The sequence below is a fragment of the Ruoffia sp. FAM 26254 genome (assembly GCF_045528545.1).
Classification (GTDB): Bacteria; Bacillota; Bacilli; order Lactobacillales; family Aerococcaceae; genus Ruoffia; species Ruoffia halotolerans.
The window spans coordinates 1-12,334 of record NZ_JBGQQY010000061.1; the positions used below are offsets into that span (position 1 = coordinate 1).

Sequence of the window (12,334 nt, forward strand, 5' to 3'; positions counted from 1 at the left end):
TGTGTCATCGATTGCACACAAACGGAACACGATTCCACGGAAATCCTTACACTACCGAACACCGTTGGAAGTATTTTTGAGTTACTTAGATGAAGCAGTTTTGTCTAGCTTAATTTGACAAATCAAAGAATATAATACGAGAAAAATTTTTTAAGCATTGTATAACTCCTCTGACATAAAATCTTAACCCATTCTACCTGAATTCAATTGGCTTTTCAAAGTTAAAAAATTAAAAAGCATGGCTCTGAATTAATTCAAAGACCATGCATTAATATTTAAACTTTCTTATCTTTAGCTTACTTTTTCTTTCTTGATGAAACCACTAACCAAATCCCAGCAACAACTGCAATTGCTGCAATTAAGATAAATATCCAACTATTAGACTCACCTGTGTTAGGTAAAGTTGACATTGCTTGGACTTTAGTAGGAACAAAAAGTAATATAGTTAATATTAAGCTAAATAAAGTTTCTTTTTTCATAAATTTACCCCTCATCTTTAAGAAATGGATCACACTATAATAATTATATGTAATATGCTTAAAATAAGCCAGTGATATTCCCTTCCTTATCGACATCAATACTTTCTGCAGACGGTTTTTTTGGTAAACCTGGCATAGTCATAATCGTTCCAGTGATTGCAACGATAAAGCCTGCACCAGCTGAAAGTCGAAGTTCTTTGATCTTAATATCAAAATCCGTCGGTGCGCCAATTAATGATGCTGTGTCTGAAAGTGAATATTGAGTTTTAGCCATACATACTGGAAGCTTACCAAATCCAGCTTGTTCAATTTTTTTTAACTGTTTCATCGCTTTATTTGTGTAGGTTGCGCCCTTGCCTCCGTATACTTTTTGAACTACATGATTGATTTTATCCATTAAAGTCGTATCTAAGTCATAGGCAAATGTCATGTTTGTCTTATTCTCACAAGCTTCAACAACTAATTGAGCTAAGTCTGTCGCGCCTTTACCACCTTGTTCCCAGACTTTCGCTACAGATGCTTTAATACCCCATTCTTGGCAAGCATCCAATATAACTTGAACTTCTGCATCTGTGTCGGTGAAAAAGTGATTAATTCCGACGACTGTATTTAGATTAAAGACATCTTTCATTGTTTGAATATGATGTTTTAAGTTCACTAGTCCTTTTTTTACTGCGATGACATTTTCCTCATTCAGATGCTGTTTTAATACACCGCCATGCATTTTCAGAGCCTTAACAGTTGCTACAACAACGACTGCATCAGGTGCAAGCTCCGCTGTACGGCATTTGATATCAATGAATTTCTCGCCACCAAGATCTGCACCAAAACCGGCTTCAGTTACAGCATAATCTCCATAATGTAAAGCGTGTTTTGTTGCTAATATACTATTACAACCATGAGCTATATTAGCAAAAGGTCCACCATGAATAAACGCTGGGGTATTCTCTAGTGTTTGAACTAAATTTGGTTTAAAGGCATCGACTAATAACGCCGTAACTGCTCCAGAACCTTTTAAGTCATCGACAGTTACAGGTAGGTTATCATGAGTATAAGCCACAATGATTCGGCTGATTCTCTCTTTCAAATCTATTAAATCTTCAGATAAACAAAAGATGGCCATAATCTCTGAAGCCACTGTTATATCATAGCCATCTTCTCGTGGAACCCCATTAGTTGAGCCATTTAATCCATTAACTATATGACGGAGTTGACGATCATTCATATCTACGACACGTTTCCAAGGAATCTTTCTCGTATCAATATTCAAAGAGTTTCCATGATGAATATGATTATCTAATAATGCAGAGATTAAGTTATGTGCTGAAGAAATTGCATGGAAATCACCTGTAAAATGCAGATTAATATCTTCCATCGGAACTACCTGCGCGTAACCGCCTCCTGCTGCCCCACCTTTCATCCCAAAGACAGGTCCTAGGGAAGGTTCTCTTAGTGCCAGGACTGATTTCTTACCGATCTGAGCTAGACCATCAGCTAAGCCTACAGACATAGTTGTCTTCCCTTCACCTGCAGGTGTTGGCGATATAGCTGTAACCAAAACGAGTTTTCCTTTATTTTTTTCAAATTCTTCTTTATTCATATTCACATCAATTTTGGCTTTATAATGTCCATAAGGTATAAACTCTTTCTTGGATATACCTAATTTTTTGGCAATTTCATTTATTGGTTTTTTATCAGATTGCTTTGCGATATCTATATCTGTTAATTGACTCAAATAATCACTCCTAAATTCGTAGTTTTAATTAGTTTAGTATATCATAGAAAAACGTTATCAATTGCTTATAACCAATGAACTTATACTAATTATACTCAATCATTCGTTTATTCAATATAAAATAATAGTTTCTTAAATTATCATTTTATATTGAACGCTAGTTTAATCCTTATTCACGCAATTTGGGCAAAAAAATAGACAACCCGTTAAGGAAGTCTACTTTAAAAATATATTAATCTTCGTCCATAGAAAGTACTGCCATGAAAGCTTCTTGTGGTATTTCCACACTACCGACAGACTTCATACGTTTCTTACCTTCTTTTTGTTTCTCTAATAGTTTTTTACGACGAGAAACGTCTCCACCATATAATTTGGCAGTTACATCTTTACGGTAAGCTTTAATTGTCGTACGCGCAATAACCTTATTACCAATAGTCGCTTGTACCGGAATTTCAAACATCTGACGAGGTATGATTTCCTTCAATTTACTTGCTAACTCTTTTCCACGGTTGAAAGCAAAGTCACGGTGAACAATCGTACTAAAGGCATCAATAATTTCTCCATTAAGAAGAATATCAAGCTTCACTAAGTTTGATTGTTTGTAACCAATCACTTCATATTCTAACGACGCATAACCTTTAGTATTTGATTTTAATTTATCAAAGAAATCAAAGATGATTTCAGCCATTGGCATTTCGTATACAACGTTAACACGATACTCATCAAGATAATCCATTGTTAGGAAGTTACCACGTTTACGTTCACAAAGATCCATTACCGCTCCAACATAATCATTTGGTACCATGATCGTTGATTTAACGTAAGGTTCTAAGATTTTATCAACTTCTGTGTTATCTGGCATCATAGATGGGTTATCCACGATGATTGTCTCACCGTCTGTTTTGACCACTTCATAGATTACTGAAGGTGCAGTCATAATCAAATCTAAGCCAAATTCACGTTCTAAACGTTCTTGAATTACATCCATATGTAATAAGCCTAGGAACCCTGTTCTGTAACCAAAACCTAACGCTTGAGACGTTTCAGGTTCAAATTGCAGTGCCGCATCGTTTAATTGTAATCTTTCAAGCGATTCTCTTAAATCATTATAGTCACTTGAATCAACTGGATATAAACCAGCATAAACCATTGGATTTAATTTACGGTATCCTGGCAATGCTTCTTCCGTTGGATTGTTAGCTAATGTGATGGTATCACCAACACGGGTATCTTGAATTGTTTTGATGTTCGCTGTGACATAACCAACATCCCCGGCCATTAAGAAATCACGTTGAATTGGTGATGGTGAGAATATTCCTACTTCAACAACTTCGAATTCTTTCCCATTGCTCATTAATTTCATGCGCTCACCGGGGCGTATAACACCTTCCATGACACGAATGTTTAAAACAACACCACGGTAACTGTCATAGGCCGAATCGAAGATTAATGCTTTAAGCGGTGCATCCACATCACCTTGTGGTTCTGGAACTTTCTCAACAATTTGTTCTAAAATATCTTCAATACCAATTCCAGATTTTGCACTTGCGTGAACTGCTTCAGATGCATCAATACCAATAATATCTTCAATTTCAAGTTGAACACGTTCGGGATCTGCTGCAGGTAAATCAATTTTATTAATTACAGGTAAAATTTCTAAATCATTGTCTAAGGCTAGGTAAACATTCGCCAATGTTTGAGCTTCTATCCCTTGAGCTGCATCGACAACTAATAAAGCACCCTCACAGGCTGCTAATGAACGAGAAACTTCATATGTAAAATCGACGTGACCAGGTGTATCAATTAAATGGAAGATATAATCTTCGCCATCTTTTGCTTTATATGTTAATTCAATCGCATTTAATTTGATTGTTATTCCACGCTCACGCTCAAGATCCATTGAATCCAATAATTGAGCTTGCATATCACGGTCAGCCACAGAATGGGTCTGTTGTAAAATACGGTCTGCTAAAGTCGATTTACCGTGGTCAATATGGGCAACAATCGAGAAATTTCTTATTCTTTTTTTTCTTTCTCTCATTTCATTTATATTCATAAATCCTTCACTTCCTTTATAGCCAAATGGCTTACCTACAAAAATACTCACACTTAATCATACCAAAAAACATTGAATATTGATAGGCTCCAGCTCTCTTTTTTTAATTAATTATCTAATCATAAAAATACAATTTAAAAGAGAAGTAAATCTTGTAATAGATATTCATTAATCTAAAATTAGTAAAAAAAAAAGGAGACAATTCAGGCACAATAACTAGCCTGAGTCGCCTCCTAATAATACTTACATTAAATTACTTATCGAACATGTCGCGCATTTTGTCAAAAAATCCACCTTCATTATTCGCACGAACCGCTTGACCAGATTCTTCAGCTAATCTTTGGAATAATTCGCGTTCTTTTTCTGACAATTTTGTAGGTGTTTTAACTGTCACTTTAACGTGTTGATCTCCCGTGAAGTTACCTCTTAGACTAGGTGCACCCTTACCTTTAAGTCGGAAACTTGTACCTGTTTGTGTACCACCAGGTACTTTTAATTTCACTTTTCCGTGAACAGTCGGTACAGTAATTTCATCACCTAAGGCAGCTTGAACGAATGAAATTGGTAATTCATAATAAATTTCAGTTCCGTCACGTTCATATTCCTCACTTGGTTGTACTCTAAAGACTACGTAAAGGTCTCCATAAGGTCCACCATTTTGACCAGCTTCTCCTTGTCCTGATAAACGAATTTGTTGGTCAGTTTCTACTCCGGCTGGAACAGTTACTTTAACTGAATGCTCTTTAGCTTCAATTCCTGCACCATGACACGTTTGACATTTCTCTTTAATTTCTTGGCCAGTTCCTGAACAAACATCACAAGCTCTTTGAGTCATAACACGACCAAATGGTGTGTTTTGCTCTACTTGAACAGCTCCAGATCCATGACATTTAGAACATGTTACTGGACTTGTTCCTGGTTTAGCACCTGAACCATGACACGTATGACATTCTTCATTACGGTTGTATTTAATTGTTGTTTCTTTTCCGAAGATTGCTTCTTCAAAAGTTAATGTCACACGGTATTGTAAGTCGCTTCCACGTGTTGGTGCGTTTGGACTTTGACGCGAAGCACCTGAGCCTCCGAAGAATTGTTCGAAGATATCTTCAAAGCCAAATCCTGCGCCACCATAACTTCCACCACCGAAGCCACCGCCAAATCCGCCACCAAAGTTCGGATCATTAGCCGCATGTCCATACTGATCATAAGCAGCACGTTTTTGCGAATCACTTAGTACTTCATATGCTTCAGAAACTTCTTTAAATTTAACTTCTGCGCCTTCATCTTTGTTAATATCTGGGTGATATTTTTTTGATAATTTACGATAGGCTTTCTTTATCTCTGCATCGGATGCATCTCGAGATACGCCAAGCACTTCATAATAATCACGCTTCTCTGCCATAAACTACCTCCTTCTAGAAATAATCATAAGTCTGTTTATATAAAAAGCCAAGGGTATTGATGCCCTCGGCTAAAAATTAACATCATAATGTAATCATTTTATAAAAATTACTCTTCGTCGTCAACTTCCTCATACTCAGCATCTACAACACTGTCATCTTCAGCTGTTTCACCAGAAGCATCTGCTTGAGCTTGTTGTTCAGCAGCTGCTTGTTCATACAGTTTAACGGTCAAGTTTTGAACAACTTCATTTAAAGCGTCGCGTTTTTCTTTCATAGCTTCTAAATCGTTCTCGTCGATTGCTGCTTGTAACTCATCACGAGCTGCTTCTGCTTGTTTAACTTCTTCTTCTGATACTTTATCTTTCAAGTCTTCTAACGTTTTGTTAGTTGTAAAGATTAATTGATCTACTTCGTTACGTAAATCTGCTTCTTCACGACGTTGTTTATCTAATTCAGCATTCGCTTCTGCATCTTTAACCATTTGATCAATTTCTTCATCTGTAAGACCTGATGATGATTTGATTGTAATTGTTTGTTCTTTTTGAGTTCCTAAGTCTTTAGCACTTACGTTAACGATACCGTTTTTATCAATATCGAATGAAACTTCAATTTGTGGAACACCACGTGGTGCTGCAGGAATATCTGTTAATTGGAATCTACCTAAAGTTTTGTTGTCTTGAGCCATTTCACGCTCACCTTGTAATACATGTACATCTACTGCTGGTTGGTTATCCGCTGCTGTAGAGAATACTTGTGATTTACTTGTAGGAATCGTTGTATTACGGTCGATTAATTTAGTGAAGATTCCACCCATTGTTTCGATACCTAATGATAATGGTGTTACGTCAAGTAAGACAATATCTTTAACATCACCAGAGATAACTCCACCTTGGATAGCAGCACCCATCGCTACTACTTCATCAGGGTTTACTGATTTATTTGGTTCTTTACCAGTTTCTTTACGTACTGCTTCAACTACTGCTGGAATACGAGTTGATCCACCAACTAAGATAACTTGGTCGATTTCGTTTTTGTCAACGCCAGCATCTTTTAATGCTTGTCGAACAGGGTTTTTAGTACGTTCTACTAATTCGTGTGTTAATTCGTCGAATTTAGCGCGACTTAAAGAAGTTTCTAAGTGTAACGGACCAGCATCTGATGCTGTGATGAATGGTAAGCTAATTTGTGTAGATGTTACACCTGATAAATCTTTTTTAGCTTTTTCAGCTGCGTCTTTAAGACGTTGTGCTGCCATTTTATCTTTAGTTAAGTCAATGCCGTTTTCTTTTTTGAATTCAGCTGCTAAGTATTCGATAATTTTGTCGTCAAAGTCATCTCCACCTAGGCTATTATCACCTGAAGTTGAAAGAACATCAAAGACTCCGTCTCCTAATTCAAGGATTGAAACGTCGAATGTTCCTCCCCCTAAGTCGAATACTAAGATTTTTTCTTCGCTATCAGTTTTATCTAATCCATATGCTAAAGCAGCTGCAGTTGGCTCGTTAACGATACGTTCAACTTCTAAACCAGCGATTTTACCAGCATCTTTAGTTGCTTGACGTTGTGAGTCGTTGAAGTATGCAGGTACTGTAATAACTGCTTTATCAACCTTTTCACCTAAGTAGTCTTCTGCATAACTTTTAATGTATTGTAATGTCATCGCAGAGATTTCTTGAGGAGTATATTCTTTATCTCCCATAGTTACTTTATAATTGTCACCCATGTGACGTTTAATTGAACTTACTGTATCTGGGTTTGTTACTGCTTGACGTTTAGCAACTTCCCCTACTTGAATTTCATCATTTTTTAAAGCTACAACAGATGGTGTTGTACGGTTACCTTCTGGATTTGGAATAATTTTAGCTTCTCCACCTTCAAGAACCGCTACAGCAGAGTTTGTTGTACCTAAGTCAATACCAATAATTTTAGCCATATTACATTTCTCCTTTTAATTTTATTCTGATACGATAACCATTGCCGGTCTAATGACACGATTATCAATTCGATATCCTTTTTGTAACACTTGAATCACATGATTACTTTCTTGTCCTTCTCCCGCAGGCATGACACTTACTGCTTGGTGGAAGCTTGGATCAAATTCTTCATTCAATGGATCAATTGTTTCAATTTTTTCTTTTTCAAACGCATTTTTGAATTGGTTATGAACCATTTCAACACCTTTTTTAAGTACTTCGCCATCTTCCGATGTCGTTTCCGTTTGTAGAGCTCTTTCTAAGTTATCAATAACTTCTAAGAGTGATGACGCTAAGTTTTGCGATCTAAATTTTGCTGCTTCAGATCTTTCTCTTGAATTAATACGACGCATATTAGCTATCTCAGCTTGTAGGCGTAATATCTTGTCATCTAGTTCTTCGTTTTCTTGTTTTAATTTATCTAATTCTGATACCTCTTGAGTTTCTTCTTCAGAAACTTCGGGTGTATCAGACGTTGTCTCTTCTGATGTCTCTGGTTCGATAATTTCTACAGACTCATCAACAACATTGTTATTTTTTTCGTTATCTGTCAATTGACACCCTCCTTCATTTATATTATTGAATCGATAATTTGTTAATCATCACTTCTAATAACGCAATTACTTTTTCATAGGACATTGTTGTAGGTCCAAGTAATCCTAATATTATTTTTTGGTTTTCATTGACAAACGATCCAGTAAGAAGATTAATATTCGCTAAGCTATCAGCTAAAAACTCATAACCAAACAAAATATTAATACCTTCTTCTTGTTCTTCAAGTAAATGATGCATTTCCCTTGAACCATCAATGAGTTCAAAGAGATTTTTCAATGCTTCTCTACTTGTTTGTCCATCGATTAAATCAAAGAGATTACTTTTCCCACTAATGTAATAGCGGTGTCCTTTTATGTGGTGCATTGATTTTTCAATCAACGGAGAGAAATCTAATTGATATCCTGTTAAACGTTGAGTTAATAAAGGTATTCCTAACTTCATTCTTTGATAGGCATCTTCAAGTACAACCCCTTTGAGTTCATCATTTATCATCTCAACTAACTTTGTAATATCATCTTTTGAAAGTGATACTTTTAATTCAATTTGCTCGCTTTCTATATTCCCCTTATCTGTCATAAGGATAGAAATATAACGCGTCCGATCAATTGGTACTAATTTAAATTCTTCGAAATAATGCGATTCTTTATTTTGCCCTAGTACCACTGCTGTAAAACCAGTCAATGAAACTAATATATCTGCACAAAGTTGTGTTAATTGTAACGGACTATAATGTTTCGCTTGAGTCAACTCTTCAAAATTAGCGTCATCATCAAGAAATGGTAATTCTTTGTCCTCCTGATGAATAATCCCATCAATATAATAACGATAACCATCAATAGATGGTATACGGCCACTAGAAGTATGTGGCTTCATTAGCAAGCCTTGCTGTTCTAACACGACCATATCATTACGTATTGTTGCAGGACTCACTTTTAAGTAACTCTCTCGAAGTAAAGTTTTTGAGCCAATGGGTTCTTCAAATTGTCTATAAAGTTGTATGATTAAATTAAGAACTTCTTGTTGCCTTGGTGTCAACATTTTCTCACCCCACTTATTAGCACTTAAGTTATCTGAGTGCTAACTGTTATTATAATACATCCTCCTAGGATAATTGTCAAGGGTTTTACAGAAATTAATCAAAAAAAATAGCACTCTTATATTAAGAGTGCTAGATTACTTCATTTTCTTCTATATTATGTGATTGGTCACGGTTAAACGTGAAGCCTTCACCTAGAACTTGCTGAATTCCCGTCACTGTTACAAAGGCATTTGAATCAATCTCATTTATGATTCTTTGGACTTTAATTAACTGAATTCGATTAATAACGACATATAGTACTTCTTTTTCAGCTTTAGAATAATATCCGTAACCTTTTAGTACTGTAATCCCACGGTCAACTCGCTTCATAATTTCTTCAGCAATTTCATCATGTTTATTTGATACAACCATGATCGCTTTCTTAGGATTATACCCCTCCATGACGAAGTTTAAAATCTTACTTGTAATATATAATGATATTAAAGTCAGTAAGCCTTTTTCTAAACCGATGACAATTGTTAGTGGAATGACAATCAAAACGTCAAGAATCAACAAAGCAATAGAAACTTGCAAGCCCAAATATTTATTAATGATTAAGGCAATAATATCAACGCCTGCTGTCGTCCCGTGTCCTAAAATAACAATTCCGATTCCCAATCCAATTAAAAATCCACTGGCTAATGGTCCTAATAATGAATTCGTTGGAATAAAACTAGGTAGGAATACGAATTCTAAGAATAATGACATGGATATAATTGCGACAATCGTATAAAAGATTGTCTCCTTTTCGAGAAACCTCCAACCGATCAACATAATAACCGCATTGATTATAAAGTTACTCAATGCAGGACTAATGTCAAATATATAGAACAATAAGAGTGTGATACCCGTTACGCCACCTTCACCAAGTTGGTTTGGAATGACTATTGAATTAACGGCGATTGAAAAGATAAATGTCCCGATTAACACAAGGGCTAGGTTTTTGATCACTGTTTTATACATCTCGACCACCACCTAGATTTTTGAAATAAAGACGGGTGTTATCTTCATCAATTTTCAATTGGTCGATCAATTCATCGACACTATTAAATTTATATTCTCCACGTAAATAATGATGCCATCTAACTCTGACTTTATCACCATAAATCATTTGATTAAAATCTAAAATGTAAACTTCGCACGTTAAATCATGATTATCGTAGAACGTAATATTATGACCAATAGATGCGCTACCTAGATGCCAAGTATCGCCTATCTTAATTTCAACGGCATAAACGCCTATTCCAGGAAGCAGTTGCGGATGTGGGACTTTGATATTAGCTGTTGGATATCCTAATGTACGTCCTACTTTTTCACCATGAATAACTGTACCGTATATTTCATAAATATAGCCCAAATCCTGGTTGGCTTGCTCCATATCGCCTTGGTAAACGAGTTCTTTAATTCGAGTCGTTGCTACTTTGGAAAAGTGTGATGCTAATTCCTCAACTTCAATGACATCAAAGCGCTCAGCAGCATGAATGGGTAAAGTTTGCATATTCGCGATGTCTTTTTTTCCATAAGTATAATCAAAACCTGCCACCGCAACTTCGGTATGCAAATCGACTAAGTACTTTTCAACGAATTCTTGCGGCGTTTGAGTACCAAAAGCGAATGTATATTCAACAATGTATAAAATTTCCACTTCAAATTCTTCCATTAGTTCCGCTTTTCGCTTATTCGTTGTTAAGTAATGAAATGAATCTAAATTAAGATCTTCATAAACTATTCTAGGATGTTGATTAAACGTCATTAGAGCTAGTTTAATTCCTCTTTTTTCTGCTTCTTCTCTTGCTCTTTTTATTACTTTTTGATGACCTAAATGAACGCCATCAAAAAATCCTAAAGTCATGACTACAGGTTCATTTGATATTTCTTTTGAATCGTAAGGATGACTTAAGTGTACTATCTTCATTTAGAATCTCCTTTCATTTAAACGAACATTTTGTATGGTTTTATATATAGTTCTTTTTCTGGATGCTGACGATAAAGCGCGATAATTTTATCATTATAATAGAAAGCGATTGGCTCTTGAAAATCCTGCTCAAAATCGCTTTTCAAGAGTACTTGTCCATTTTTTACCTTGTCATATAATTCATCGTCTAAATCAGTTTTGGGAACATGCTTCAATGCTGTCTCAATTGTAGCCACTTTATCATTGATTTCTTCATTATCTATTAACGTTTGTATTTCTTCAAGTGTATAGCTCTCAAAATCTGAAAAACCACTTGTTTCTAATCTTGTTAATTTCGACATATGTGCAGGATATCCCAACTTCTTCCCTAAATCGACAGCTAAAGTTCTAACGTAAGTTCCTTTGCCGCAATCTACTTTGAATTTCCATGATTGAGTACCACTTTCTTGATTATACACGGGTTGACCATCGCGTTCAAACGAATGGATGATCGTATTTCGGATTGGGCGTTCCACCTCTAAGCCTTCTCGAGCATACTCATATAATCTTCGACCATTCACTTTCACTGCTGAATACATCGGTGGTATTTGTTCAATGACACCTTCAAATGTTGACATTGCTTTATCGATTTCTTCAATTGAAACAGGCTGTACAACCGCTTTATGGTCAACAACTTCACCGTGGGCATCTTCGGTTTCTGTTGACATACCAAGGGTAATCTCTCCGTAATATACTTTAGGTGAGTCCATCAGCAATTCAACTAAGCGAGTTCCTTTTCCTAAACAAACTACTAGAACGCCATCTACTTCTGGATCGAGCGTTCCAGTATGTCCAATTTTTTTCATTTTTAACATTTTTCGCAATTTAAACACCACATCATGACTTGTCATGCCTCTAGGTTTCCAAACCGCTAAAATCCCATTTATCATAATTAACTCCTTATTATAAAATCTTTTCGACACTTGATTATATCAAATTTCCACCATAACCGCTATTCTATATGAATTGATTGGAAATCGAGTAGGAGACTAGCCATTATTTGACTAGTCGACCTCTCACACCACCGTGCGTACGGTTCCGTACACGGCGGTTCAATACCTTGCGTAAGCAGACTCTACCAATTCGCTTAGTGGAACTAAG

At 35.9% G+C, this 12,334-nt stretch carries 10 protein-coding genes and 1 pseudogene; 1 reads left to right on the top strand and 10 read right to left on the bottom strand.

Going from position 1 to position 12,334, the window contains the following annotated elements; all coding sequences use genetic code 11:
• A pseudogene (locus tag ACEN3Z_RS10640) lies at positions 1-118 on the top strand (IS30 family transposase); the annotation flags it as partial.
• A 178-nt stretch (positions 119-296) separates the two neighbouring features.
• On the opposite strand, the gene ACEN3Z_RS10645 reads toward ACEN3Z_RS10640, so the two are convergent.
• From ACEN3Z_RS10645 to truB, 10 genes are all read right to left on the bottom strand, one after another.
• Positions 297-479 carry an LPXTG cell wall anchor domain-containing protein gene (locus ACEN3Z_RS10645; RefSeq protein ID WP_407090846.1) on the bottom strand — a complete coding sequence of 61 codons (183 nt, stop codon included), beginning with the start codon at positions 477-479 and terminating at the stop codon, positions 297-299.
• A 58-nt stretch (positions 480-537) separates the two neighbouring features.
• Positions 538-2,214 carry a formate--tetrahydrofolate ligase gene (locus ACEN3Z_RS10650; RefSeq protein ID WP_407090847.1) on the bottom strand — a complete coding sequence of 559 codons (1,677 nt, stop codon included), beginning with the start codon at positions 2,212-2,214 and terminating at the stop codon, positions 538-540.
• 232 nt (positions 2,215-2,446) lie between these two features.
• A complete protein-coding gene (gene lepA / locus ACEN3Z_RS10655) occupies positions 2,447-4,270 on the bottom strand; it encodes a translation elongation factor 4 (RefSeq protein WP_407090848.1) in 1,824 nt (607 codons plus the stop codon).
• Positions 4,271-4,523: 253 nt separating this feature from the next.
• A complete protein-coding gene (gene dnaJ / locus ACEN3Z_RS10660) occupies positions 4,524-5,672 on the bottom strand; it encodes a molecular chaperone DnaJ (RefSeq protein WP_407090849.1) in 1,149 nt (382 codons plus the stop codon).
• 107 nt (positions 5,673-5,779) lie between these two features.
• Positions 5,780-7,606, bottom strand: a complete 1,827-nt coding sequence (dnaK, locus tag ACEN3Z_RS10665; RefSeq protein WP_407090850.1) for a molecular chaperone DnaK — start codon at positions 7,604-7,606, stop codon at positions 5,780-5,782.
• Between the two features lie 21 nt (positions 7,607-7,627).
• The gene (gene grpE / locus ACEN3Z_RS10670; RefSeq protein ID WP_407090851.1) at positions 7,628-8,200 is read right to left on the bottom strand and encodes a nucleotide exchange factor GrpE; all 573 of its coding nucleotides are present in this window, start codon (positions 8,198-8,200) and stop codon (positions 7,628-7,630) included.
• Between the two features lie 22 nt (positions 8,201-8,222).
• Positions 8,223-9,239 carry a heat-inducible transcriptional repressor HrcA gene (hrcA, locus tag ACEN3Z_RS10675; RefSeq protein ID WP_407090852.1) on the bottom strand — a complete coding sequence of 339 codons (1,017 nt, stop codon included), beginning with the start codon at positions 9,237-9,239 and terminating at the stop codon, positions 8,223-8,225.
• A gap of 130 nt (positions 9,240-9,369) precedes the next feature.
• The gene (locus tag ACEN3Z_RS10680) at positions 9,370-10,242 is read right to left on the bottom strand and encodes a YitT family protein (RefSeq protein ID WP_407090853.1); all 873 of its coding nucleotides are present in this window, start codon (positions 10,240-10,242) and stop codon (positions 9,370-9,372) included.
• Positions 10,235-11,194, bottom strand: coding sequence for a riboflavin biosynthesis protein RibF (gene ribF / locus ACEN3Z_RS10685; protein ID WP_407090854.1), 960 nt, complete (start codon positions 11,192-11,194; stop codon positions 10,235-10,237). Before ribF ends, ACEN3Z_RS10680 begins: the two co-directional genes overlap by 8 nt.
• Before the next feature lie 17 nt (positions 11,195-11,211).
• The gene (gene truB / locus ACEN3Z_RS10690; protein WP_407090855.1) at positions 11,212-12,120 is read right to left on the bottom strand and encodes a tRNA pseudouridine(55) synthase TruB; all 909 of its coding nucleotides are present in this window, start codon (positions 12,118-12,120) and stop codon (positions 11,212-11,214) included.
• Positions 12,121-12,334 lie beyond the last annotated feature (214 nt).

Coding starts and splice junctions, on each gene's coding strand:
- ACEN3Z_RS10645 (WP_407090846.1), bottom strand. CDS start 479: ATGAAAAAAGAAACTTTATTTAGCTTAATATTAACTATATTACTTTTT.
- hrcA (WP_407090852.1), bottom strand. CDS start 9,239: ATGTTGACACCAAGGCAACAAGAAGTTCTTAATTTAATCATACAACTT.
- lepA (WP_407090848.1), bottom strand. CDS start 4,270: ATGAATATAAATGAAATGAGAGAAAGAAAAAAAAGAATAAGAAATTTC.
- dnaK (WP_407090850.1), bottom strand. CDS start 7,606: ATGGCTAAAATTATTGGTATTGACTTAGGTACAACAAACTCTGCTGTA.
- dnaJ (WP_407090849.1), bottom strand. CDS start 5,672: ATGGCAGAGAAGCGTGATTATTATGAAGTGCTTGGCGTATCTCGAGAT.
- ACEN3Z_RS10680 (WP_407090853.1), bottom strand. CDS start 10,242: ATGTATAAAACAGTGATCAAAAACCTAGCCCTTGTGTTAATCGGGACA.
- ribF (WP_407090854.1), bottom strand. CDS start 11,194: ATGAAGATAGTACACTTAAGTCATCCTTACGATTCAAAAGAAATATCA.